Genomic DNA, 23404 nt, shown 5'->3' on the forward strand with positions numbered 1-23404 from the left:
ATGAAGAACGCCGCGGGCTGTTGGCCCGCGGCGTTTTTTGATTGTTTCGACGGCTGGCGGCTTGGTTGGGGGCGTGCCGTGAGGTGGCTTTAGCGTGAGATGACGATAACTGCGCGATGAAGGCGGAGATTTCGAGCGGGCCTCAGACCATCCGGCTAAAACCGCTCGACTCGAAACGGCCGCGGATCGACCAGCGTCTGCTCGCCGGTCATCATCTCGGCGATCAGCCGCCCCGTTACCGGTCCGAGCGTCAGACCATGATGCGCATGGCCGAACGCGAACCACAGTCCCTGATGTTTCGTCGCGGGCCCGATGATCGGCATCATGTCCGGCGTGCACGGGCGGCGTCCCATCCACGGTTCGGCATCCAGACGTTCGCCGAGCGGAAACAGCGTGCGCGCGATCGGCTCGACCGCGTCGAGTTGCACCGGCGTCTTGGCCGCCTCGGGTCGCGCGATTTCGGCGCCCGTGGTCAAACGGATGCCGCGCGCCATCGGCGCGAGCACATAGCCGTGTTCGACGTCGAGAATCGGATGGTTGAGCCGCGCGGTCCGACGCGGCGCGTAGTGCATGTGATAGCCGCGCTTGACCGCGAGCGGCAGCCGATACCCGAGCCGCGTGCTCGCGCGATCCGACCACGGTCCGAGCGCGATCACCGCCGACGCGGCCGTGATCGCCCCGTCCCGCGTCTCGACCTGCCAGCCTTCACGCAGCGTATCGGCATCGCCGATGAAGAACCGTCCGCCGAGCGCTTCGAAGTACCGCGCGTATGCGGTGACGAGCGCGTTCGGATCGCTGACCGAATCGGATTGCGGATAGTGCAGCCCGCCTTGCAGACGCTTGTCGAGATCGGGTTCGAGCTGTTGCAGGCGCGGCGCGTCAAGCGTTTCGAACTCGACACCGTACTCGCGATGCCACTGTTCGGCGAGGATGGTTTCGGCGTCGCGCGCGGCGGCATGGCGAAACACCTTGATCCAGCCGATCGGCCGTAGCAGCGGGCTGGCGCCGGCGTCCGCGGCAAGCGCGCGATGTTCGCTGACACAATGCTCAATCAGCGTCGCGTACGACTTCGCGATTTCCGCGTGCTTCGCCGGATGCGAGTTGCGCCAGTAGCGCCACAGGAACGGCGCGACCTGCAGCATCGCGTCGGCGTGATAGCGCACGTCGGGCGACTGGTTGCGCGCGTAGCGCAGCAGGGTGCCGAGCCCGCGCGGAAACGCGTACGGATAGACGCCTTCGCGCTGGATCAGCCCGGCGTTGCCGAACGACGTTTCGTTGCCCGGCTGCTTACGGTCGATCAGCGCGACCGCGCGGCCGCGTTTCTGCAGATGCACGGCGATGCATACCCCGACAATGCCGGCGCCAAGCACCACGGTATCGAATTTCATGCTCCCTGTCCGCCTTGCTTGTGTTCTGTATGTTGTCGACGCTCCGCCGTGTTCCAGTGCGCAGCGAGGCGCCAGCTTTCATCTTATACAGGGATAGGTCCGCTTCGCTATTGGCAAAAAACCGCGCTCGGGAAAAACGCGCGAATACCAGCTTCGATCGGGCAAAACCGTGTCTTTCGACGCACGATCGAGCGAGCGAATCCGGACTCGCTGGCGGCAGCGTGTAAACTGCTGACTTTTTTGCGTCCGGTGGTATGTTCCAAGCCCCTCAGCGCAGCGCCATCACTGGGCCTGCGCTCGTTCGCTTACTGGCCCGTCTCGCCGAGGCCGACGTCGCCGAATCGCGACAATCGCTGGCGGATCGGCTGAGCCAGTGGCTCGGCTGGACCGACGCGATCGCGTTGTCGTCGGCGCTGGATGGCAAGCCGCCGTCCGTCGCTGGTGGCGCACGGGCGTTCGGCCGTGCGGAAGAGGAAGAGTGCACGCGCGTGCGCCGCTCGCTGGTGAGCGCAATCGCCAGCGATAGCGTGCTCGCCGGCTCACGGCGGCGTGGCTTGTCGCCGTCGTCCGCCCGGATGTCGGCGCCGCGCGTGGCGGTCGACACGCAGGCCGACTACGCGGTGTTTCGACAGCGCTATCTAGCGCTTCAGCAGTCGATGGAAACGGCGATCGGCACGTTGCGTGGCCGGCTGCGCGCGCTGCTGGCGACGCAGGCGCCGTCGCTCGCGCGGCTCGCGGTCGTCGATGCGGTGATGGAGCGTGCGCTCGGCGAGCGCGAGCGGACTTTGCTCGGCGCGGTGCCCGGGTTGCTCGGCGGGCACTTCGAGCGCTTGCGCGAGGGCGAGAAGCGGAGGTTGGCGGAGGTGGAAGCGGCGGCCGAAGTTGCCGCCGATGCCGATCCCACGCGACAGCAGTCGGCCGAAGTCGGAGCCGGCGCTCCAGCCACGCAGCTGGAATCAGCCTTGGCTCACGTCAACGCAAGCACCGCAGCCACGCGACTCGCCAAGTCGACCGATGGCGGCAACGCTGCCGTGCCGCTCGCGTCCGAGGCGTGGCTCGACGTCTTCCGCAAGGACATGCAGAGCGTTTTGCTGGCCGAGCTGGAGGTTCGTTTTCAACCGGTCGAAGGGCTGCTCGCGGCTCTTCGCGCCTGCTAACCGGGACCCCATGTCCAGATATCGTATCGATTTCGTTGTATTTCTCGCGGGGCTCTCCGCGGCGTGCTGGATCGCCGTCGGCTATGCCGCTTCCAATCCGCTCGCGTTCGCCGTCACGCTGCTGATCGGCGTCTTCTACGTGCTAGGCGCGCTCGAATTGCGCCGCTATAGTCAGGCGACCGCCACGCTGACGGGCGCACTCGCCGCGTTGTCCGGACCACCGCCGAGCCTCGCCGCGTTTCTCGAAGCTGTCCATCCGAGTCTGCGCAATAGCGTGCGGCTGCGCGTCGAAGGCGAGCGCGTCGCGTTGCCGGGACCCGCGCTGACGCCGTATCTGGTCGGTCTGCTGGTGCTGCTCGGCATGCTCGGCACGCTGCTCGGCATGGTGATGACGCTGCGCGGCACCGGCCTTGCGCTGGAGAGCGCGAGCGACCTGCAGGCGATCCGCGCATCGCTGGCCGCGCCGGTCAAGGGGCTGGGCTTCGCGTTCGGCACGTCGATCGCGGGTGTCGCGACGTCCGCGATGCTCGGGCTGCTGTCCGCGCTGTCCCGCCGCGAGCGGCTCGAAGCGGCGCAACAGCTCGACGCCAAGATCGCGACGACTTTGCGCGTCTACTCGCAGAGCCATCAGCGCGAAGAAAGCCTCCGGCTGCTGCAATGCCAGGCCGAAGCGACGCCGCTGCTGGTCGAACGTCTGCAGACGATGATGAGCGCGCTCGAACAGCAGAGCGCCGCGTCGAACGAGCGGCAGATCGCAAGCCTCGACGCGTTTTACGGCCGCACCGAAGCCGCCTATCTGCGTCTCGCCGGTGTGATCGAGCAGTCGCTGAAGGACAGCGTGGCCGGCAGCGCGCAGGCCGCCGGCAGGGCCCTGCAACCGGTCGTCGAAGCGACGATGGCCGGCCTCTCGCGCGAAACCGCTGCGTTGCACGACGCGGTCACCCAGGCCGTGCAGCGCCAGCTCGACGGCATGTCGAGCGGGTTCGCGGCGACCAGCGCGAACGTCGCCGAGATTTGCAACAGCGCGCTCGCCGGACATCGGCAGGCGAGCGACGAGTTGGCCGCGCAACAGCGCGCTTCGGTCGAACGCGTTGCCGAAGCGTTCGAACAGCGCTCGGTCGCGCTGCTCGACGGCGTGTCCGCGCGGCTCGAAGCGACGGCGAGCGGCATGTCGCAGGCCTGGGGCGACGCGTTGGCTCAGCAGCAAAGCGCGGGCGACAAACTCGCCGCCAACAACGAACAGGCGTTGGCGCGCGCCGCCGCGACGTTCGAGCAGCATGCCGCTGCGTTGCTGAGCGCGGTCGGTAGCTCGCACGCGAACTTGCAGACCGAACTGAGCTCGCGCGACGAGCAGCGTTTGGGCGCGTGGGCCGAGGCGCTCGACGCGATGGGTGCGAAGCTCAGCGAACAATGGCAGCAGAGCGGTGCGCAAGCCGCCAGCCATCAGCAGCAGATCTGCGACGCGCTTGCGCAAACGGCGCGCGATATCTCCATGCAGACGCAAACGCATGCCAGCGCGACGATCGCGGAAATCGATCGACTGGTTCAAGCCGCGGCTGAAGCACCGAAGGCGGCAACAAACCTGCAAGCCGAACTCGCCGCACGCGACGAACAGCGCTTCGCCGCATGGACCGAAGCGCTCGGTGCGATGACCGCAAAACTCAACGAACAATGGCAGCAAACGGGTTCGCAAACCGCGACCCGTCAGCAGCAAATCTGCGACGCACTCGCGCAAACCGCACGCGATATCTCCGCGCAGACGCAAACGCATGCCAGCGCGACGATCGCCGAAATCGAGCGCCTCGTGCAAGCGGCGTCGGAAGCGCCGAAGGCCGCCGCCGAAGTCGTCGCGGAGCTGCGCCAGAAGCTCTCGGACAGCATGGTCCGCGACACCGCGATGCTCGAAGAGCGCAGTCGTCTGCTCGCCACGCTGGAGACGCTGCTCGACGCAGTCAACCACGCGTCGACCGAGCAACGCACGGCCGTCGATGCCTTGGTCTCGACGTCGGCGGGTCTGCTCGAACGCGTCGGCAATCGCTTCACCGAACACCTCGAGCACGAGACCGGCAAGCTCGGCACGGTCGCCGCGCAGGTCACCGGCAGCGCGGTCGAAGTCGCGAGCCTCGGCGAAGCATTCGGCGCGGCCGTGCACGCGTTTGGCGAAGCGAACGACAAGCTCGTCGCACATCTCGAACGCATCGAAGCAGCGCTCGACAAATCGCTCGCGCGCAGCGACGAACAGCTCGCCTACTACGTCGCGCAGGCGCGTGACGTGGTCGACCTCAGCGTGATGTCGCAGAAGCAGATCGTCGAAGACCTGCAGTTGCTGGCCGCGCAGCGCGCGACCGCCGGAGCCGACGCGGTATGAGCGAGGACATCGACGGCGGCGTGGAAACCTCCGCGCCGATCTGGGCCGCGTTCGGCGATCTGATGTCGGTGCTGGTCGGAGCGTTCGTGCTGATTCTGGTCAGCGTGATCGGCGTGCAGCTCGAACTGTCGAGCAAGCTCGAGCAGGAGGTCAAGCAGCGCCAGGCCGAAACGCAGCGCCGCAAGACGCTCGAACAGGCACTCGCGGGACCGCTCGCGGCGGGGCGCGTGACGCTCGTCAATGGGCGCATCGGCATTAGCGGCAACGTGCTGTTCGCGCTGAACTCCGCCCAGCTGCAGCCCGAGGGTCGCGCGCTGCTGAAAAGTCTCGCCGGGCCGCTGTCCGCGTATCTGCGCGCGAGCGATCAGATCCTGATGGTCAGCGGCTTCACCGACGATCAACGCCTGCGCGAAGGCAATCGACGCTTCGCCGATAACTGGGAGCTGTCGGCGCAGCGCGCGTTGACGGTCACGCGCACGCTGATCGACGAGGGCGTGTCGGCGTCGTCGGTGTTTGCGGCGGCGTTCGGCTCGGAGCAGCCGGTCAGTTCGAATGCCGACGAACCCGGCCGCGCGAAAAACCGCCGCGTCGAAATCGCGCCGGTGCCGCGGCCGTCGAGTGCGGCGGCAGCGGAGAAGTCCGGTGTTTGACGACGCGATCCACGCGGCTCGCGCGAGGCTCGATGCATGGCGCGCGAGCGGCGCGGCGCGGCTCGATCCGGTGCGCTTTCATCTGCTCGACGCGCTTACGCGGCGCGCGGCACAGCACAGCGGCGAGACGCGACGAGTGCTCGAGCAACGATTGGCAGGACTGCTGGCCGAATATACGGCCGAGGTCGAGCGCGCCGCTGCGGACGAGAGCGCGTCGCAAGCCACGTCCGGCGAAGCCAACGCGGCAAACGCGGCCAACGACGCCACGCTCGCGGCGCTGATCGAACGCCTCGCCCGCCACCACGCGCGCGCCGATGCTCCGCACGCCGCCGCCTATCCCGATCTGCCCGCAGTCGACTACTTCCGCGAAGTCTGGTCCAAAGTCCGCACCGAAAAGCAGTTGCGCCAGTCGCTCGCGCAGGTGCCAGGCAACGCGGGGCCGCTCAATTCGAGCAGCCTCGTGCATCGCGCGCTGTCGTTGATGCGCGAGCTGTCGCCGGAATATCTGAAGCAGTTTCTGTCGTATGTCGATACGCTGTCGTGGCTCGAGCAGATGAACGGCGGCGCACCGGTCGAGAAGGAAGCGCCGCGCGCCGCGACGACCGGCAAGGGCGTTCGCAAGAAGGCGCGCTGATGCGCTAACGGCAGCTGGAATTTGCGTGCGCCAAGCCGCCGAAGCGTTCAGTCGAAGTCGAACACATCGAAAATTGAGCGCTTCTTTTTATACCCGCGATGTTCATCGCGACGCTCCTCGTAATGCTGCCGCTCGCTTTCCAGGGCACGCTCGCCGCGCCGCGAGCCGTCGTCGTCATCCTGCGCAATCAACTTGTCCAGTTCGCCGCGATCGAGCCATACGCCTCGGCAGTCCGGACAGTAATCGATTTCGATCGAGCGGCGCTCGGTCATCAGCAGATCGGTCGTTTTGCAGACTGGGCATTTCATCGCAGCATCACTCCTCGCTGCTTGCCAGACGTTTCGTTTTCGCGCGCCGCGCGAGCATGTTCATCGCCTCGACGAACGCGGAAAACGCCATCGCCGCATAGATATACGCCTTCGGAACGTGCGAGCCGAAACCATCGGCGATCAGTGTCATGCCGATCACGAGCAGGAAGCTCAGCGCCAGCATCACGATGGTCGGATTGCGATCGATGAAGCGCGCGAGCGGCTGCGCCGCGAACAGCATCACCATGATCGACACGATCACCGCGACGAACATGATCGGCAGGTGCTCGGTCATGCCGACCGCGGTAATGATGCTGTCGACGGAAAACACGAGGTCGAGCAGGATGATCTGGCCGATCGCCGCCGCCACGGTCAACTGCACGGTCGAGCTGGTTTTCGCGGCGACTTCGTCATCGGGGATCATGTGCTGACGGATTTCGGTGGTCGCCTTCCACATGAGGAACAGGCCGCCGCCGACGAGGATCAGATCGCGCCACGAAAAGCCATGATCGAACAGCGTAAACGCGACCGCGGTCAGCTTCGTGATCCACGCGATGGTGCTGAGCAGAAGCAGCCGCATCACCAGCGCGAGCAGCAGCCCGATGCGCTGCGTGCGCGCGCGTTGCGCTTCCGGCAAGCGGTTGCTGAGGATCGAAATGAAGATCAGGTTATCGATGCCGAGCACGACCTCCATCACGATCAGCGTGACGAGCGCGGCCCACGCGGCGGGATCGGCAACGAGTGCGAACAGGGAGTCCATGAGGTGGCGGAATCGAGTGCGCCGCGAGCGACGGAACAGCCATCATGGGCCTGTTCGCGGTTCGAATGAACCAGTGATAACCTGAACGACGTTTCGGTTTTTTCGAAGTATCGGATCAGCATTCTCAACTATCGTCATCTGTACTACTTCTGGATCGTCGTGAAGGAGGGCGCCTTTGCGCGCGCGGCCGGGCGGCTCGACATGGCCGTGCAGACGATCAGCGCGCAGGTGCGCGAGCTCGAGAAAGCGCTTGGGCGCCAGCTGTTGAAGCCGGCCGGGCGCGGCGTCGCGTGCGACAACACCGAATCGGCCGGCGCGCCGTGCGCGTTCTGGTACACGCCTTCGAGGTAGAAGTCGGTGCGCTTGCTGAGCGCGTAGTCGGTTTGCAGCATCGCGCTGTTCCATGCCGGTGACGAGCCGTTATAGGCGCCATGCGTGAAGGTGTACGCGCCGGAGACGCTTGCGCACATCGTGTAGAGGCCGTGAGCGTCGTCAGGGGCGACGAGCCGCCCTGGCCGTTTCATCGACACATGGCATAGTGACTGGACCCATCATCACCGGAGGCCAGCATGCGTATCCAGACATCCTTTCTTTTCGACCTAGACGGCACGCTCGTCGACAGCGTCTATCAGCACGTGTTGGCGTGGAAAGAGGCGCTCGACAGCGAAGGTATCCCGCTGTCCGTCTGGCGTATCCATCGCAAGATCGGCATGAGCGGTGGGCTGTTCACGGACCAGTTGCTGCGTGAGACACACGGCGAGATCAGCGTCGAACGCGCCGAACGGCTGCGGCACGCGCATGCGGCCGCCTATCAGCGGATGCGCGCCCAGGTCTGTCCGCTGCCGGGCGCGCGCGAACTGCTCGACGCGCTGACACAGGCCGGCACGCCGTGGGCCGTCGCGACGAGCGGGCGGATGGAAACCGCCGCGCTGAATCTGGCGGCGCTCGGCGTCGATCCGGCAAAGGCGGTCGTCGTCACGCGCGACGACGTCAAATACGCGAAGCCCGATCCCGACCTCTTCCTCGCCGCGGCCGAGCGACTCGGCGTGTCGATCGAGCACACGGTCGTGGTCGGCGACAGCATCTGGGACATGCTTGCGGCCCGCCGCTGCCGCTCGCTCGGTGTCGGCCTGCTGTCGGGTGGCTATGGCACCGAGGAACTGGAGCGCGCGGGGGCATTGCGCGTCTACGACGATCCGGCCGATCTGCTCGCGCACCTCGACGAGGTGGCGTCGCGGCCGTGAGCCCCGCGTCGCTCAGGGTTTGATGATCGGCGGCTCCGAGGCGGGCTGCGTCGGTCCCACCTTCGACGATTCGCGGACCAGCCGATCGGTCATCGCCGACGCGACCGGGTTCGTGCCGCGGCCGCTACCCGCGCCAGCCCCCGGGGGATTGTCAGACTGCAACGGCACGGTGACGCCGGACGGCATCGGCAGCGACGGGTCGGGTTTCGCCGATTCCTTGACCAGTTGGTCCGTCAGCATTGCGGCGACCGGATTGGCGCCATTCGGGTGCGTGTCGTCGCGCCGGCGGGCCTGGGTCTGGTCGATGCGCGGCCCGTACTGCGGCCTCGGTTGAGCTTTTTGCTGGGCGTACGACTGCGACTTCGAGGGGGCGTGCGCGCCTGCGGCCGGCGCTGCGTTATCGATGCGGCCGCTCGCGGTCTGACTCGACTGGAGCGTGACGCTCGGCACGGGCGCGGCCGCTGTGGCGGGCAGGGACGGGGCGGGGGCGGGCGCCGCAGCAGGTGCCGCAGCAGGTGCCTGAGCGGCTCCCGGAGCCGGAGTGGCCGACTCCATCTGCGGCAGCGCCGATTGCGGCGCGGGCGGGCTCACGGGTTGCGCAGGCCTCACGCTGGCGCCAGCGGCACGCGTCGCATCGGTCTGCGGTTCCGATTCCCCCGCGCCGGTGACGCTGCGGGTCACCGCGCCGGTCACGGCCGGCGCCTGATCGTCCCTGGGGTAAAGCAGATAACCGGCGACGCCCGCATCGACCACGAGCAGCCCGACTATCATCATCTTGCCGGTATTCGTCATATCTAAGCAACAACCATTAAACAACTGCGATTGACTGATGATAAACGACCATTTCGCCATCGACGCTTCTTGTTGGCATATTGCGGTGCGTCATGATGATTGATGTCCGAACGGACCTGGCACGAACGGCGCGCGCGTGCCGCTAAAGCGATTCGCTGGAACGACGGAAGCGGACATTTTTCCGCGTGCCGCGATTTTCTTTTTCGACCAATTAGTCCCCCGCATTTGCGCGGCCGGCGCCTGCAGGAATGCGATTTAAGTTGTGCCGCCAATGCGCGGAGCCTGTACTATACGAACCATTGCAGACGACCGGCAGCCACGGTTCGATTATGCGGCGTGTGAAAGCGACTTGCAGCGACTGGCTCGCTGCGCACATGCCGGCAGGCCCGCGCCAGGCTGCGCCACCCGAGACGCGCGACCAGCGTCGATAGCGGCGCGAACAGCGACGGCAGGCGGTGACCGGTAGTAGCGACAAGAACCCATTGATCATGCGGACCCGCGGGCGAGGCATCGCCCGGCATTCCTTGGGCAGTCGCTTGGCGAAACGCCAGATCGACCGACCGGTCGGTCGGGGGCATTCGCGGCGGCGTGAGAAACACGTGAAGATATGAACAACTTTATTCGACCTCCCGTTTTTTACCCGTCCACAGTGGTTTTCGTCGACGACAACGACAGCTACCTCGACGCGCTCCGCCGTTTCTTCCCGGGCACCTACACGAACCTGTTTTTCACGCGTCCGCAAGCGGCCCTCAGCTATATCCGCCAGCACGCACGCGAGAATTCGCTCGAATTCGCGGCGGCGTCGGCGTGTCTGAGCGAACCGGGAGTCGAGCGTTTCGTCGAGACCTCGGCCGAGCGCGACATTGTCGCGCAGCCGTCGCGCTTCGAGGAAGTGGCGGCGGTCGTCGTCGACTACGACATGCCGGGCATCGGCGGCGTCGAGTTTCTGTCGTCGATCTCGCACCTGCGTTGCGCGAAGGTTTTGCTCACCGGCGTCGCCGATGAAACCGTCGCGGTGAAGGCGTTCAACGCCGGCATCGTCGACCTGTACCTGCGCAAGACCGACGCGGATTCGGCCAATCGCCTGACGCACTTCCTGAAGGACGCCAAAAGCCGCCATTGCGCGGAGTCGGGCTGGCTCGCGCTCGGCGAAAACGGCATGACCTACTGCGATCCGCGCACGCGCAAGGTGATCGACGAAGTGGTGGCCGCTCGGGGCATCGTCGAGTATTACTGGCGGCCCGAGCAGAACGTGATCCTGATGTTCGACGCCGCCGGCAATCCGAGCGTGTTCGTCGCGTGGGCCGAGAACGACTGGATCTCGCAGGGCGAGATCGTCGCCGACGAGGGTGGCCCGTCCGATCTGCTGCGCCAGCTCGCCACGCGCGAGGTGATGCCGCTGTTCTGGCCGGACCTCGCATATCGTTCCGGCATGAAGTTCCGGTCGCTGACGCCCCAAAGCATTCCTGGTTGGGACGACGCGTTCTTCGGCTGGACCCGCATAGAGCCGGCCGAGGTCGGCCTCGATCTCGTCACGTTCGCGCAGTGGCGCGGCAACCGCAATCGCTGAGCCGCGATAACGCGCCGGGCGCGGCGGTGCATATCGCCGCGCTAATGGCGTGCGTGTTCGCGGAGAAATTCGCATACAGCCCTGTGCATGGCCTGCACGCCGGGGCTCGTTTCAAGCGCGCGCCAGCATCCATGCACGAGCCCCGTGCCGATCAGCAGCCGGGCATCTCCACCAGCTTCGCGAATCCGCTCGACGAACACCCGCGCGTCGTCGCGTAGGGGGTCGTGCTCGGCGCCGATGGCCAGCGTCGGCGGCAATCCGTCGAAGCGGGTTGCGGCGAGCGGGATCGTCCATGCGGGGCCGGGCGTGGGGTCGGCGTTTTCTTCGCCTCTTTCCCCGGTCTTTTCCCCGCTGTTTCCTCCGCTTGTTCCCCCGCTTGTTCCCCCGCTTGTTCCCCAGTACGCGTTGCGAAACTTATGCACGTCCGCGAGCGTCAGCATCGGCGCATCGGACTCGGTGTCGCGCGCGGGCAATTGCGGCTCGGTGCCGAGCATCGGATAGACAAGCGCGATGCCGCGCACCCCGCTCGCACATTCGTCACGCAGGCGTAGCGCGACGCTTGCCGCGAGCGTGCCGCCGGCGCTATCGCCCGCGAGTTGCAATGCGACGCGCTCTGGCACGTCGAACGGCAGGCGGTGGTTCAACGCGGCACGCGTGATCTCGAGGCAGTCGTCGTGCACGGCCGGCGCGCGATGCTCAGGCGCGAGCCGGTAGTCGACCGCGATGACGTCGAGGCCGGTGTCGGCGGCGAGGCGCGCCGTCACCATCTGATGACTGTTCAGCGAGCCGAGCACGAAGCCGCCGCCATGAAAATACAGCACCGTGCCGCGGATCGTGCCGTGTTCGCTTGCCTTCGCTGGATGCCGGTAGAGCCGTAGCGGGATCGCATGGCCCGCGTCGGTGCGAAAGCTTGCGTCCCGTGTGGTGAGTTCGCTGGGCAGTGGCGGCGTCAACGTCGCGGCGTAGCGGTCATACAGCTCGCGCTGCTCGCGCGGCGTCATCGCCGCGTGATGCGATGGATAGAGCGCGCTCGCTCGTTCGATAAAGGCGGCGATTTCCGGCTCTAGCATGGTCACTCCGTTTGAGTAGTGTGTCCCGTTTGCGCTGCGCATCGCAAAGCGATCACACGTCCCGCGAAACGCGCCGGCGGCAATGCCGCATGGGCTTGCGCGAGTTCGTGTACACGCGCTTCGACGTCCGGATCGAAAGCAATGCCGCGCGGTCCGCTGGTATCGACGTGCAGCAGCATCTGCTCGGCCGCGGCGACGGGGCCGCTGCGTTGGCTTTGCGTCGTGTCCAGCGCAAACATTTCGAAGTACACGTGAATACGTTTCGCGTCGCAGCCGAGCACGCGCATGTCGACACGCACCTGCGTGCCTTGTTTGATTTCATGCAGATAGTTGAGATGCGCTTCGAGCGTGTAGATCGATCGATGCCGCTCTTTGCGCACAACATCGGGCAGGCCGATCAGATCGATCAGCCCGTCGGCCGCGAGACTGAAGATCAGCAGGTAGAACGCGTCGCGCATGTGACCGTTGTAATCGACCCATTCGGCGCGCACGCTGTCGCGGTAAGACGGCAGGGTAACGGGATGCGACATGAGCGTCTATCTCCTCGATCGAATGCGATGGCTGCGGCGCGTCGTTGGGCGTCATCAGTGTAGTTCATCGCGATGAGGCTGCGCTGGAACGTGGTCGCCACGAATTGTGATCGTTACAGCAAAAGTGAATTCATGGTTCAGGGCTTACTACGTGGCCTGACCGGCTCCTAAACTGGCGTCAACGCTGCGGATGGCTTATCGGTCACGCAAGGCTCCGCGGCAATCGCATGAAGCCATTTCTGGAGGCTGGAAATCATGAAGTCCATCAGGTCGCTGATCGAAGCAGGGGTTATCGCCGCTCTCATTGCCGCTCCGCTCGCGGCGTTTGCCCAGTCGAACCAGGCCAATCAGCCGATCTCGCGCGCGCAGGTGCGCGCCGAACTGAGCCAGCTCGAAAAGGCCGGTTACGACCCGTCCAACGCGAACGTGATCGACTATCCGGCCAATATTCAGGCAGCCGAAGCAAAGGTCGCGGCGCAAAACCAGGCTGCGCAGAACAGCGGCTACGGTGCGCCGGCGAATGGTTCGTCGCAGCGCAGTGGCCGCACCGATTTCGCGCCGACTTCGTATTCCGTGCCGGTGGTGAATTACACGCGTTGATTGCAGCATGTGCAACTAACGTCACTTCCGAAGTGCAGCAACGCGATGCCGTCGAATCTGACGAGCGGCCCCGATGAACACGAGCATCGGCGAAAGACCGCGCGCAATCGGATAGACCTGACCGAAATCGCCGCGTCTGTACGCGCGAATCAGCGCGAGCAGATAGCCCCATTCGAGCACTGCCGACGCAACGATATACGGCCACGCGGCCAGCGCCGGCAGCGGCAGCAACAAGGCCGGAATGGCGTTTTGAATCCGGCCGCTCAGTGCCCCGCGCGCGGCGCGCGCCGTCCTCAGATCACCCGTTCACGCAGCCACGCCGAGCCGAGATCGATCACCGTCACGACGACGATCACCATGATCATCACCGCGGCCGTCTGCGCATAGTTGAACGAGCGGATCGCTTCGTACAGCACGACGCCGATGCCGCCCGCGCCGACCATGCCGACCACCATCGCCGAGCGCACGTTCGACTCGAAGCGATACAGCGCGTACGAGATCCACAGCGGCAGCACTTGCGGCAGCACCGCATAGACGATTTCGTCGAGGCGCGTCGCGCCGGTTGCGCGCACGCCTTCGGCCGGGCGCGGATCGATCGCCTCGACCGCTTCTGCGAACAGTTTGGCGAGCACGCCCGTCGTATGTACCCACAGCGCGAGCACGCCGGCGAACGGCCCGAGGCCGACCGCGACGATGAACAGCATCGCGAAGACCATTTCGTTGATCGCGCGGCACGCGTCCATCAGGCGGCGCATCGGCTGCACGACCCACTGCGGCGCGAGATTGTTCGCCGACATCAGGCCAAATGGAACCGCGCAGACGAGCGAGAGCGCGGTACCCCAGATGGCGACCGCCAATGTCACGTACATCTCCTGTACGTAGCTGCGCCACTCGGTGAAGTCGGGCGGGAAGAAGTCCGCCGCGAACTGGCCCATGTTGGCGGAGTCGCTGAGCAGATCGAGCGGACGCATGTCGGCGCCGTGCCACGCGCCGCCGAGCACGGCGAGCACCGCGATCCAGCCGAGCAACGACCACCAGCTTCGCTTGCCGGCACGATCTTTCGCCTGCGCCGCCTGCACCGCCTGCGCTTCGCTAGCGCGCGCCGGCGACGTGATCAGATCGGCCGTGTTCATTGCTTCGACTGTGCGTTGCTGAGCGCGCTCAGCTTCGCGTCGAGGGCGGCCAATTGCGTCTTGCGGTCGCTATCGGACAGATGTGCATCGTTCTCGATCTTCTGCTTCTGCTGGAACAGCACGATCTCGCGAATCGGCAGCAGTTGCCGATCCGACGATGCCTCGAAGCCGCTGTACTCGGTGATGCCGGCCATCACCGCTTTTTCGTGCAAATCGGTTTTCGCGTAGTTCAGGAAGAACTTGCGCAGCTTGTCCTTCGTCGCTTGCGGCAGATCCTTGCGCCACACGAGCGGGTCCGAAGGAATCAGCGGCGAGGTCCACAGCACGCGCACCTGCGCGAACTTGTCCGGATGCTCGCGCTTGAGCGTTTCCATCATCATGCTGTTGTTGGTCGCGATGTCGATCTTGTTGTTGACGACGGCCAGCAGATTCGCTTCGTGGCTCGACGGCAGCACGCTCTTGAACGACGTGTTGACCGGCGCGTTGTGCTTCGCGAACAGGTAGTATCCAGGCACCAGCGTGCCCGACGTCGAGTTCGGATCGCCGAAACCGAGCGTCACGCTCTTCGTGTCCTTGAACACGTCGTCGAGCGTCTTGAAGCGGCTGTTCACGTTGGTGATCAGCAGCGAGTAGTAGCCGCTGTCGCCGTTCGCGTGCTGCGCTTTCGCGAATACTTCGCCACCCGAACGATCGACGGCTTCGATCGCCGACGCGTTGCCGAAATAGCCGACCTGCACCTTGTTGAAGCGCATGCCTTCGATGATGCCCGCGTAATCGGTCGCGAAGAATGCCTTCACGTTCAGGCCGGTCTGTTTCTTCATGTCATCGATCAGCGGTTCCCAGCGTTGCTTGAGCACCGCCGACGAATCGGTCGAGATGATCCCGAGGTTGACGTCCTCGGCGTGGGCCGCGGCGATGCAGGCGAAAGCGGCAGCGCCGGCCGCGAGCGTGATCAGGGAGCGCAGGAATTTCATCGGTTGAGATCCGGTGGAGTGGACGGAGAGAATCAAAAGCGCACGACAGCGTGCGCGGTTCAGTTCGACGGCGCGGCGTTCAACGCGAACGCGTAGCGCGCGGCGGCGGGGCCGCTGTCCGGCCGCGTGGGCGCGGCGGCGGTGTCGGGGGCGTCAGGCGCGTCGTGAGTTTCGTCTGGATCGTGCGTCGCGTCGTCGAGCAGTTCTCGCGCATCGCCGCCGTAGAGTTTCTTTAGCAGCGCCGGTGTCAGCGCACCGGAAGGGCCGTCGTAGACCACCTTGCCGTGACGCAGCGCGACCGTGCGCGGGCAGTACTGCATCGCGACGTCGACCTGATGCAGCGACACCAGCACTGTGATCCGGTGCTCGACGTTCAGCGCTTGCAGCATTTCCATCACGCGGCGCGACGACTCGGGATCGAGCGAGGCGATCGGCTCGTCGGCGAGCACGATTTGCGCACGTTGCACGAGCGCCCGTGCGAGCGCGGCACGTTGCTGTTGACCGCCCGACAGGTTCGCGGCCCGCTCGCGCGCATGTTCGCCGATCCCGACCTCGTGCAGCGCGGCCCGCGACAGCGCGTGTTCCTCGCGCGGGAAGCGGCCGGAGAGACGTCGCCACCACGGCAGGCGCGCGAGCGCGCCGATCAGCACGTTGGTTTCGACCGACAGTCGGTTCACCAGATTGAACTGCTGGAACACGAAGCCGATGTCGCGGCGAATGCTGCGCACCTCGCGCACGATGCGGCCGTTCTGCTGGATCGGCCGGCCGAGAATCTCGATTTGCGACGGCTGCGCGTCCGACGCGGTAAAGCCCGCGATATGCCGCAGCAACGTCGATTTTCCCGAGCCCGACGCGCCGATCAGCGCGACCATTTCACCGGGCGCGACGCGCAGATCGATTTCGTCGAGCACTTTGCGGCCGTTACCGAACGTCTTGCTCAAACGTTCGATTCGAATAGCTTCACGGATCGCTTCCATCTGTATTCCCTCTTGCATCCGGCCACTGCCGGCAGGTGTGGGCCCATTCTAGGAAGCGACTGTGACGGTTGAGTGAAGGCATCGCAACGTCTAGACGATTACATCTTTGTGCGTCGCGTTTTCCGCTGTGTCATGTGTCGTCAGGATGGCAAAACGAAGTCAGAGCGAAGTCAATGATTCGAACGGAAAGTGACATACGGATGACACGATTCGCGTACACACGTGCGCGCTCGCGCGTGCTGACACACAGCCAGGCTATAGTGCGGGTTTTCCGGCCGTCCTTAATAATCCCGACACTCCGGTCACGCCGTCATGCCGACTCCTTTGAGCTTTCTTCCGGACAGTTTTGCCGAATATGAAGATCTCAAGTCGATACTCGACCAAGGCAGGGCGAGCTTCGAAATCCGCGCGGTCTGCGAGACCGAGGTACGCGGCCGGCGCTTTTCCATCTACACCGCGAGCATCGGTTCATCCGATCCGCTCGCGCCAGCCATTGGCTTTTTCGGCGGGATTCACGGGCTCGAGCGAATCGGCTCGCAACTCGTCCTCGACCATATGCGCGCGCTGCTCGCTCGGCTCGAATGGGACGAATTGCTGGTGCGGCAATTGCAGTCCATCCGGCTGATCTTTTTACCGATCGCGAATCCCGGCGGCATGTGGGCAGCGACGCGCGCGAATCCGCGCGGCGTCGACCTGATGCGCAACGCACCGCAAGACGCCGACGCGCGCGTGCCGCTGCTGGCGGGCGGCCAGCGCGTCGGCGCGTGGTTGCCCTGGTATCGCGGCCGCGCGGGCGAGCCGATGGAGGTCGAGGCGGCCGCGCTGCTGCAAGTAGTCGAAACGCAACTCGCCGCGCGGCCGCTGAGCATCGCGCTCGATTGCCATTCCGGCTACGGCTGGAGCGACAGCATCTGGTTTCCGTACGCCCGAACCCGCCGGCAGATGCCGCATCTGCCCGAAATGTACGTGTTGAAGAGCATGTTCGAACACGCGCATCCGCATCACGGCTACACGTTCGAGCCGCAAAGCCATCAGTATCTGCTGCACGGCGATCTGTGGGACTACGCGTATGACCGCACGCCGGCGCCGAACGTCTTTCTGCCGATGACGCTCGAACTCGGCTCGTGGCTGTGGATCAAGAAAAATCCGCGGCAGTTGTTTTCGCGGCAGGGCATGTTCAATCCGGTCATGGAGCATCGCACCGCGCGCGTGCTGCGGCGCCATGCAAACCTGTTCGACTTCCTCGCGCGCGCGGCGTTTTCGGCGCAGCGCTGGCTGCCGCAAGGCAACCGTCGCGAGCAGTTGCTGCGAAGCGCGCTGGATCACTGGTACGGGCCGGATCGCGTATGAGCACGTGGATTCTGCTGCGCGGACTGACGCGGGAAACGCGGCATTGGGGGCGCTTGCCGGCGGCGTTGCGCGAAACCCTGGGTCAAATTTCGGGCGATAGCTTGCGCGATGCAACCCCAGCCGCAACGAGCACGACCGGCTTGCGTTTGCTGCTGCTCGATCTGCCTGGCAACGGTGAATACGTGGGGCGGCGCGCGCCCGCGAGCGTCGCGGGCATGGTCGCATTCGTGCGGCAGGCAGCGCTCGAAACGGGTGTGCCGGGCCCCTACAACGTGCTCGCGATGTCGCTCGGCGGCATGGTCGCGACCCACTGGGCACAGCGTCATCCCGGCGAGATCGAACGGCTCGCGCTGATCAATACGAGCATGCGGCCATTCAGCCGCATGCACGAGCGGCTGCGGCCGTCGGCGTGGCCTGGTCTGCTCGGCGTCGCGGCGCATTGGAGCGATGCCGCCGATGCCGAGAGCGGCATCCATCGACTCACGTGCAATAACCTCCACACCTTGGGCGCGGATCTCACTGCCTGGACCGCGATTCGCCGCAGCGCGCCGGTGAGCCGCGCGAATGCGCTACGGCAATTGTGGGCGGCCGCATGCTTTAGCGCGGCGCCCGCCGCGCCGGAGTGTGCACTGCTGATTCTGTCGTCGGAAGCCGATGGGCTCGTCAACCCGGTCTGTTCGGCGAAGCTCGCGGCGGCGTGGGGCGCGCCGCATCGCAAGCATCCGTGGGCTGGCCACGATCTACCCCATGACGATCCCGCGTGGACGGCCGCGCAGATTCGCGCGTGGCTCACCCAGCGCGCCGAGGATAGCGATGCGGCCGCGCCGGCACCGGCGCCCGTAAAGCCCGCGCGTTGAGCCGCACGGCGTTGCCGCGCCGCAGCGATGCCCGGTCAGCGGGTATTACCTGACTGCGCGAAACGGCCGTATCGCGTACGGCAGGCGCATAATTCCAAGTCAGACGTTGCCTGCGAATCACGCGATACTCACCATTGCCGCCAGCCAGGGGAGTCGATCATGCAAGCAAAGAACGAAGAGGCCGTCACACACCTGCTGAACGATGTTGTCGAATTTGCACGAGGGCGGTTGCCGGAGCCGACCTTCAATATCGTCGAACTCTTCCTGCGGCATTACTACGATTTCGTCGACGCGGGCGATCTGCAAAGCCGCTCGATCGCCGATCTGTACGGCGCGGCGCTGGCCCACTGGCAGACCGCGCAGCGCTTCGTGCCGGGCGAGCAGCGGCTGCGCGTGTATAACCCGATCCTCGAACAGCATGGCTGGCATTCCGATCACACGGTGATCGAAATCGTCAACGACGACATGCCGTTCCTCGTCGATTCGGTCTCGATGACGGTCAACCGGCATCGGCTCGCGCTGCATTCGGTCGTCCATCCGGTATTTCGGATCTGGCGCGCGCCGGACGGCAGCATCGCGCGCGTGAGCCAAGGTGCCGAAGAAGCCGGCGATACGCGCTCGCATCTGACCTCGTGCATCCATTTCGAGGTCGATCGTTGTGGCGATGCCGCAAAACTCGACGCGTTGCGCGACGACATCGCGCGCGTGCTCGGCGACGTGCGCGCGGCGGTCGAGGATTGGCCGAAGATCATCGAACGCGCGAAGCAGACCATTCAAGATATGAAGGCGCGCGAAAGCGGTCCCGAGGGCGTCGAAGCGCGCGCGTTCGTCGAATGGATGGTCGCCGATCATTTCACGTTCCTCGGCCACCGTGATTACGAACTGGTGCAGCACGACGGCGGCTACGGTTTGCGGGCGGTCGCGGGCTCCGGTCTCGGCATTCTGCGCGATGCGCAGCAGCCGGGCGGCGCGGCGGAAGTCACGCCGTTGCCGCCGGCGGCCGCCGAGATCATCTCCGGGTCGTCGCCGATCTTTCTGACTAAGGCCAATTCGCGCGCCACGGTGCACCGGCCCGGCTATCTCGACTATGTCGGCATCAAGCTGAGCGGCGCCGATGGCAAGGTGACGGGCGAGCGGCGCTTCATCGGCCTGTATACGTCCACCGCTTATTTCGTGTCGTCCGCGGAGATTCCGATCGTGAGGCGCAAATGCGCAAATATCGTCAGACGCGCCGCATTCCTGCCGAAAGGTCATCTGGCGAAATCGCTGGTGACGGTGCTCGAGACCTATCCGCGCGACGAATTGTTCCAGGCCGACGAGGACCAGTTGTACGACACCGCCCTCGGCGTGCTGCGTTTGCAGGAGCATCAGCGCACGCGGTTGTTCGTGCGGCGCGATCGCTTCGATCGCTTCGTATCGTGCCTCGTGTTCGTGTCGCGCGACAAGTACAACACCGATCTGCGGCAGCGCATCGCGAACCTGCTCGCCGACGCATTCAATGGTGAGAACGTCGAATTCACGCCGCTGCTGTCGGAGTCGACGCTCGCGCGAATTCATTTCGTCGTCCATGCCAAAGCGGGCGGCATGCCAAGCGTCGACACGCGCGAGCTCGAAGCGCGCCTCGTGCAGGTCGCGCGACGCTGGCAGGACGATCTGGCCGACGCATTGCTCGACGCGTACGGAGAAGAGCAGGGCAACCGTTTGCTGCAGCACTACGCCGATTCGTTCCCGGCCGGCTATCGCGACGACTATCCGGCGCGCACGGCCGTGCGCGATATCGAACTGATCGAGCGCGTGCAGGGCAGCGAGCGGCTCGCGATGAACCTATACAGGCCGATCGAATCCGGACCGCGCGCGTTCCGTTTCAAGGTGTATCGCGCGGGCCTGCCGATCGCACTGTCGCGCAGCTTGCCGATGCTCGAACATCTGGGCGTGCGCGTCGACGAAGAGCGGCCTTATCTGATCGAGGCGCCCGGTGCGATGCCCGCGTGGATCCATGACTTCGGCCTCGAACTCGCTGACGATACCGAGTTCGACATCGAGCGGGTCAAGGATCTGTTCGAACAGGCGTTCGAGCAGGTGTGGACCGGTACGATCGAAAGCGACGACTTCAACCGCCTCGTGCTGCGCGCGCAGCTCAATGCACGCGAGGTGACGATTCTGCGCGCGTACGCGAAGTATTTGCGGCAAGTCGGTTCGACGTTCAGCGACGCGTATATCGAACGCGCGGTGACCGGCAATCCGGCGATTGCGCGCATGCTGGTCGACCTGTTCATCGCGCGCTTCGATCCGGCGCTCGGCGCGGTACGCGAGGCCCGCGTCAACGCTTGTCTGGAGACGATCGACAGCGCGCTCGACCAGGTGCCTAATCTCGACGAAGACCGCATCCTGCGGCAGTTCCTCGGCGTGATCAAGGCCACCAAGCGCACCAACTACTACCGCCATGACGCTCTGGGCCAACCGAAGCCGTATCTGTCGTTCAAGTTCGATCCCGCCCAGGTGCCCGGTTTGCCCGAGCCGAAACCGATGTTCGAGATCTGGGTCTATTCGCCGCGCGTCGAGGGCGTCCATCTGCGAGGCGGGCGCGTCGCGCGCGGCGGCCTGCGCTGGTCTGATCGGCGCGAGGATTTCCGCACGGAAGTGCTCGGCCTGATGAAGGCGCAGATGGTGAAGAACGTGGTGATCGTGCCGGTCGGCTCGAAGGGCGGCTTCGTCGTCAAGAATCCGCCGCCGCAGAGCGAGCGCGATGCGTGGATGCGCGAAGGCGTCGCTTGCTATCAGACCTTCCTGCGCGGCTTGCTCGACGTGACCGACAATCTGGCGAGCACCGAGGTCGTGCCACCGCCTGACGTGGTGCGCCACGATCCCGACGACCCGTATCTGGTCGTCGCCGCCGACAAGGGCACGGCCACGTTTTCCGACTACGCGAATGCGATCTCGCAGGAATACGGTTTCTGGCTCGACGACGCGTTCGCGTCGGGCGGCTCGGTCGGCTATGACCACAAGAAGATGGGCATCACCGCGCGCGGCGCGTGGGAGTCGGTCAAGCGGCACTTCCGCGAAATGGGCGTCGACACGCAGAGCGAGGACTTCACGGTGGTCGGTGTCGGCGACATGTCGGGCGACGTGTTCGGCAACGGCATGCTGCTGTCGCCGCATATCAAGCTGCTCGCCGCGTTCGATCACCGCCATATCTTTCTCGATCCGAATCCCGATCCCGCGGCGAGCATGGCGGAGCGCGCGCGGCTCTTCATGCTCGACCGTTCGAGCTGGGCCGATTACGATCCGTCGCTGATCTCGGCCGGCGGCGGCGTGTTCCCGCGCAGCGCGAAGACGATTCCGCTGTCGACGGCGGTGCAGGCGGCGCTCGGGATCAGCGCGGCGGCGCTCTCGCCGGCCGAGTTGATGCGCGTGATTCTGCAGGCGCCGGTCGATCTGCTTTACAACGGCGGCATCGGCACCTATGCGAAGGCGAGCCGCGAGACCAATCAGCAGGCGGGCGATCGCGCGAACGACGCGATCCGCGTGAACGGCGCGGATCTGCGCTGCAAGGTCGTGGCCGAGGGCGGCAATCTCGGCTTGACGCAACTCGGGCGCATCGAGTTCGCGCAGTGCGGTGGCCGCATCAATACCGATGCGATCGACAATTCGGCCGGTGTCGATTGCTCGGATCACGAGGTCAACATCAAGATTCTGCTGGGCCTCGTCGTCGCCGACGGCGAGATGACGGAGAAGCAGCGCAATGCGTTGCTTGCCGAAATGACCGATGAAGTCGGTCTGCTCGTGCTGACGGACAACTACTATCAGACCCAGGCCTTGTCGATCGCGGGCCGTTTTGGCGTGGAGCTGCTCGATGCCGAAGCGCGCCTGATGCGCTATCTGGAGAAGGCGGGGCGGCTCAATCGCGTGATCGAGTTTCTGCCCACCGACGAGGATATCGCCGAGCGCGCGGCCGCGAAGCAGGGACTGACGACACCCGAGCGCGCGGTGCTGCTCGCTTATAGCAAGATGTGGCTCTATGACGCGCTGCTCGAATCGTCGATGCCGGAAGACCCGCTCGTCAGCGATATGTTGATCGAGTACTTTCCGAAACCTCTTCGGCAGCGTTTCCGCGAACCGATGCAACGCCATCCGCTGCGCCGTGAAATCCTCGCGACGTATCTGACCAATGCGCTCGTGAATCGCGTCGGCTGCGAGTTCGTGCATCGGCTGATGGAGGAGACCGATGCACAGCCCGGCGACATCGTGCGCGCGTGCATCATGGCGCGCGACGTGTTCGATCTCGATCAGATCTGGCGCAGCATCGACGCGCTCGACAACCGCGTTCCCGACGACGTGCAGGCACGCATGTTCGCGGAGGTCGCGCGGCTCGTCGAACGTTCGGCGCTGTGGTTCCTGCGGCATCTGCAAACGGGCGCGGCCGGCGACGACGTGACCGGCCTGCTCGCGCGCTGTCGCGACGCCGCGCAGCGTCTCGCGCCACAATGGCCGGCGCTGTTGCCTGGCGCGGACCTCGAAGCGTTGTCGGAGCGGCAACGGGTATTCGTCGATGCGGGTGTCGATAGCGATCTCGCGGTGCGGATCGCGAGCGGCGAGGTGTCCGCTGCGCTGCTCGATATCGCCGAAGTCGCGTCGACGTGCGGGCGTAATCTCGAACAGGTCGCGGGCGTCTACTTCGCGCTCGGCACGCTGCTGAACTACAGCTGGATTAGCGAGCGCGCCGCCTCATTGCCGGCGCCGACGCATTGGGACATGCTCGCGCGCGCATCGGCGCTCGCCGAACTCGCACGGCTCAAGCGCGCGCTGACCACGAGCGCATTGGCTGGCGCGACCGATGCGTCGACGCCCGATTCGCTGGTGCAAGCGTGGCGCGACAAACGCGCGGCACAGCTCGAGCGTTATACGCGTCTGCTGACCGATCTGCGCGCGACGGGCGGCGCGAGTCTTTCGGTGTTACTGGTTGTCGTACGGGAGATGGCGGCGCTAGAGAGGGCGTGAGCCGCGCGAATGGCGCAAGGGACGCCCGGGGAATTGGCGGCACG

Annotated in this window: 19 protein-coding genes and 3 pseudogenes; 11 read left to right on the top strand and 11 right to left on the bottom strand. The window is 65.4% G+C overall.

Going from position 1 to position 23404, the window contains the following annotated elements:
• Positions 1-155: 155 nt before the first annotated feature.
• The gene (locus tag OKW44_RS15520; RefSeq protein WP_018423471.1) at positions 156-1388 is read right to left on the bottom strand and encodes an NAD(P)/FAD-dependent oxidoreductase; all 1233 of its coding nucleotides are present in this window, start codon (positions 1386-1388) and stop codon (positions 156-158) included.
• 254 nt (positions 1389-1642) lie between these two features.
• Here OKW44_RS15520 and OKW44_RS15525 point away from each other — a divergent pair, with 254 nt between their 5' ends.
• Genes OKW44_RS15525 through OKW44_RS15540 form a run of 4 tightly spaced genes read left to right on the top strand, consistent with a single transcriptional unit; the run spans position 1643 to position 6197 of the window.
• The gene (locus tag OKW44_RS15525; protein WP_018423470.1) at positions 1643-2545 is read left to right on the top strand and encodes a DUF3348 domain-containing protein; all 903 of its coding nucleotides are present in this window, start codon (positions 1643-1645) and stop codon (positions 2543-2545) included.
• A gap of 10 nt (positions 2546-2555) precedes the next feature.
• Positions 2556-4913: a DUF802 domain-containing protein gene (locus tag OKW44_RS15530; RefSeq protein ID WP_018423469.1), complete on the top strand. Its 2358-nt coding sequence runs from the start codon at positions 2556-2558 to the stop codon at positions 4911-4913.
• Positions 4910-5563, top strand: coding sequence for an OmpA family protein (locus OKW44_RS15535; RefSeq protein ID WP_018423468.1), 654 nt, complete (start codon positions 4910-4912; stop codon positions 5561-5563). Before OKW44_RS15530 ends, OKW44_RS15535 begins: the two co-directional genes overlap by 4 nt.
• On the top strand, positions 5556-6197 hold the full coding sequence (locus tag OKW44_RS15540; RefSeq protein ID WP_018423467.1) for a DUF2894 domain-containing protein: 642 nt from the start codon (positions 5556-5558) through the stop codon (positions 6195-6197). Before OKW44_RS15535 ends, OKW44_RS15540 begins: the two co-directional genes overlap by 8 nt.
• Before the next feature lie 47 nt (positions 6198-6244).
• Here OKW44_RS15540 and OKW44_RS15545 read toward each other — a convergent pair whose 3' ends face one another.
• Together OKW44_RS15545 and OKW44_RS15550 are read right to left on the bottom strand one after the other, a co-directional pair.
• Positions 6245-6505 carry a TFIIB-type zinc ribbon-containing protein gene (locus OKW44_RS15545; protein WP_018423466.1) on the bottom strand — a complete coding sequence of 87 codons (261 nt, stop codon included), beginning with the start codon at positions 6503-6505 and terminating at the stop codon, positions 6245-6247.
• A 7-nt stretch (positions 6506-6512) separates the two neighbouring features.
• A complete protein-coding gene (locus OKW44_RS15550; protein WP_018423465.1) occupies positions 6513-7265 on the bottom strand; it encodes a TerC family protein in 753 nt (250 codons plus the stop codon).
• A 120-nt stretch (positions 7266-7385) separates the two neighbouring features.
• Here OKW44_RS15550 and OKW44_RS15555 point away from each other — a divergent pair.
• A pseudogene (locus OKW44_RS15555) lies at positions 7386-7556 on the top strand (LysR family transcriptional regulator); the annotation flags it as partial.
• Here the strand turns inward: OKW44_RS15555 and OKW44_RS15560 are convergent.
• Positions 7526-7738: pseudogene (locus OKW44_RS15560) on the bottom strand (porin); the annotation flags it as partial. The pseudogenes OKW44_RS15555 and OKW44_RS15560 overlap by 31 nt on opposite strands.
• 96 nt (positions 7739-7834) lie before the next feature.
• Here OKW44_RS15560 and OKW44_RS15565 point away from each other — a divergent pair.
• Positions 7835-8509, top strand: a complete 675-nt coding sequence (locus tag OKW44_RS15565; RefSeq protein WP_018423463.1) for an HAD family hydrolase — start codon at positions 7835-7837, stop codon at positions 8507-8509.
• 12 nt (positions 8510-8521) lie between these two features.
• Here OKW44_RS15565 and OKW44_RS15570 read toward each other — a convergent pair whose 3' ends face one another.
• Complete coding sequence (locus OKW44_RS15570) at positions 8522-9301, bottom strand: hypothetical protein (protein ID WP_018423462.1); 780 nt, start codon at positions 9299-9301, stop codon at positions 8522-8524.
• A 607-nt stretch (positions 9302-9908) separates the two neighbouring features.
• Here OKW44_RS15570 and OKW44_RS15575 point away from each other — a divergent pair.
• Entirely contained in the window at positions 9909-10871 is a 963-nt protein-coding gene (locus OKW44_RS15575) for a response regulator transcription factor (RefSeq protein ID WP_026226341.1), read from the top strand.
• A 41-nt stretch (positions 10872-10912) separates the two neighbouring features.
• Here the strand turns inward: OKW44_RS15575 and OKW44_RS15580 are convergent, their stop codons facing one another.
• Complete coding sequence (locus tag OKW44_RS15580; protein WP_018423459.1) at positions 10913-11941, bottom strand: alpha/beta hydrolase; 1029 nt, start codon at positions 11939-11941, stop codon at positions 10913-10915.
• Between the two features lie 2 nt (positions 11942-11943).
• On the bottom strand, positions 11944-12471 hold the full coding sequence (locus OKW44_RS15585) for a thioesterase family protein (RefSeq protein WP_018423458.1): 528 nt from the start codon (positions 12469-12471) through the stop codon (positions 11944-11946).
• A gap of 255 nt (positions 12472-12726) precedes the next feature.
• Here OKW44_RS15585 and OKW44_RS15590 point away from each other — a divergent pair, with 255 nt between their 5' ends.
• Positions 12727-13071 (top strand): DUF4148 domain-containing protein, encoded by a 345-nt coding sequence (locus tag OKW44_RS15590; protein ID WP_018423457.1) that lies wholly within the window; start codon positions 12727-12729, stop codon positions 13069-13071.
• Positions 13072-13137: 66 nt separating this feature from the next.
• Here the strand turns inward: OKW44_RS15590 and OKW44_RS15595 are convergent.
• From OKW44_RS15595 to phnC, 4 genes and pseudogenes are all read right to left on the bottom strand, one after another.
• Positions 13138-13302, bottom strand: a pseudogene (locus OKW44_RS15595) (EamA family transporter); the annotation flags it as partial.
• A 62-nt stretch (positions 13303-13364) separates the two neighbouring features.
• Complete coding sequence (gene phnE, locus OKW44_RS15600; RefSeq protein WP_018423455.1) at positions 13365-14204, bottom strand: phosphonate ABC transporter, permease protein PhnE; 840 nt, start codon at positions 14202-14204, stop codon at positions 13365-13367.
• A complete protein-coding gene (phnD, locus tag OKW44_RS15605) occupies positions 14201-15178 on the bottom strand; it encodes a phosphonate ABC transporter substrate-binding protein (RefSeq protein WP_018423454.1) in 978 nt (325 codons plus the stop codon). Before phnD ends, phnE begins: the two co-directional genes overlap by 4 nt.
• A gap of 59 nt (positions 15179-15237) precedes the next feature.
• On the bottom strand, positions 15238-16155 hold the full coding sequence (gene phnC / locus OKW44_RS15610) for a phosphonate ABC transporter ATP-binding protein (protein ID WP_018423453.1): 918 nt from the start codon (positions 16153-16155) through the stop codon (positions 15238-15240).
• A gap of 312 nt (positions 16156-16467) precedes the next feature.
• Between phnC and OKW44_RS15615 the strand changes: the two genes are divergently transcribed.
• The 3 genes from OKW44_RS15615 to OKW44_RS15625 all read left to right on the top strand — a co-directional run bounded on the left by OKW44_RS15615 (position 16468) and on the right by OKW44_RS15625 (position 23360).
• Entirely contained in the window at positions 16468-17505 is a 1038-nt protein-coding gene (locus tag OKW44_RS15615) for a M14 family zinc carboxypeptidase (RefSeq protein ID WP_035471703.1), read from the top strand.
• Complete coding sequence (locus tag OKW44_RS15620; protein ID WP_018423451.1) at positions 17502-18362, top strand: alpha/beta fold hydrolase; 861 nt, start codon at positions 17502-17504, stop codon at positions 18360-18362. Before OKW44_RS15615 ends, OKW44_RS15620 begins: the two co-directional genes overlap by 4 nt.
• A 159-nt stretch (positions 18363-18521) precedes the next feature.
• Positions 18522-23360, top strand: coding sequence for an NAD-glutamate dehydrogenase (locus OKW44_RS15625; protein WP_018423450.1), 4839 nt, complete (start codon positions 18522-18524; stop codon positions 23358-23360).
• Positions 23361-23404 lie beyond the last annotated feature (44 nt).

The organism is Paraburkholderia lebeckiae, from assembly GCF_050436325.1.
Taxonomy (GTDB): domain Bacteria; phylum Pseudomonadota; class Gammaproteobacteria; order Burkholderiales; family Burkholderiaceae; genus Paraburkholderia; species Paraburkholderia tuberum.

What these genes read in the sequence shown, in the direction of transcription:
- OKW44_RS15520 (WP_018423471.1), bottom strand. Translation starts at nt 1,388, where the DNA reads ATGAAATTCGATACCGTGGTGCTTGGCGCCGGCATTGTCGGGGTATGC.
- OKW44_RS15525 (WP_018423470.1), top strand. Translation starts at nt 1,643, where the DNA reads ATGTTCCAAGCCCCTCAGCGCAGCGCCATCACTGGGCCTGCGCTCGTT.
- OKW44_RS15530 (WP_018423469.1), top strand. Translation starts at nt 2,556, where the DNA reads ATGTCCAGATATCGTATCGATTTCGTTGTATTTCTCGCGGGGCTCTCC.
- OKW44_RS15535 (WP_018423468.1), top strand. Translation starts at nt 4,910, where the DNA reads ATGAGCGAGGACATCGACGGCGGCGTGGAAACCTCCGCGCCGATCTGG.
- OKW44_RS15545 (WP_018423466.1), bottom strand. Translation starts at nt 6,505, where the DNA reads ATGAAATGCCCAGTCTGCAAAACGACCGATCTGCTGATGACCGAGCGC.
- OKW44_RS15550 (WP_018423465.1), bottom strand. Translation starts at nt 7,265, where the DNA reads ATGGACTCCCTGTTCGCACTCGTTGCCGATCCCGCCGCGTGGGCCGCG.
- OKW44_RS15565 (WP_018423463.1), top strand. Translation starts at nt 7,835, where the DNA reads ATGCGTATCCAGACATCCTTTCTTTTCGACCTAGACGGCACGCTCGTC.
- OKW44_RS15570 (WP_018423462.1), bottom strand. Translation starts at nt 9,301, where the DNA reads ATGACGAATACCGGCAAGATGATGATAGTCGGGCTGCTCGTGGTCGAT.
- OKW44_RS15575 (WP_026226341.1), top strand. Translation starts at nt 9,909, where the DNA reads ATGAACAACTTTATTCGACCTCCCGTTTTTTACCCGTCCACAGTGGTT.
- OKW44_RS15580 (WP_018423459.1), bottom strand. Translation starts at nt 11,941, where the DNA reads ATGCTAGAGCCGGAAATCGCCGCCTTTATCGAACGAGCGAGCGCGCTC.
- OKW44_RS15585 (WP_018423458.1), bottom strand. Translation starts at nt 12,471, where the DNA reads ATGTCGCATCCCGTTACCCTGCCGTCTTACCGCGACAGCGTGCGCGCC.
- OKW44_RS15590 (WP_018423457.1), top strand. Translation starts at nt 12,727, where the DNA reads ATGAAGTCCATCAGGTCGCTGATCGAAGCAGGGGTTATCGCCGCTCTC.
- phnE (WP_018423455.1), bottom strand. Translation starts at nt 14,204, where the DNA reads ATGAACACGGCCGATCTGATCACGTCGCCGGCGCGCGCTAGCGAAGCG.
- phnD (WP_018423454.1), bottom strand. Translation starts at nt 15,178, where the DNA reads ATGAAATTCCTGCGCTCCCTGATCACGCTCGCGGCCGGCGCTGCCGCT.
- phnC (WP_018423453.1), bottom strand. Translation starts at nt 16,155, where the DNA reads ATGGAAGCGATCCGTGAAGCTATTCGAATCGAACGTTTGAGCAAGACG.
- OKW44_RS15615 (WP_035471703.1), top strand. Translation starts at nt 16,468, where the DNA reads ATGCCGACTCCTTTGAGCTTTCTTCCGGACAGTTTTGCCGAATATGAA.
- OKW44_RS15620 (WP_018423451.1), top strand. Translation starts at nt 17,502, where the DNA reads ATGAGCACGTGGATTCTGCTGCGCGGACTGACGCGGGAAACGCGGCAT.
- OKW44_RS15625 (WP_018423450.1), top strand. Translation starts at nt 18,522, where the DNA reads ATGCAAGCAAAGAACGAAGAGGCCGTCACACACCTGCTGAACGATGTT.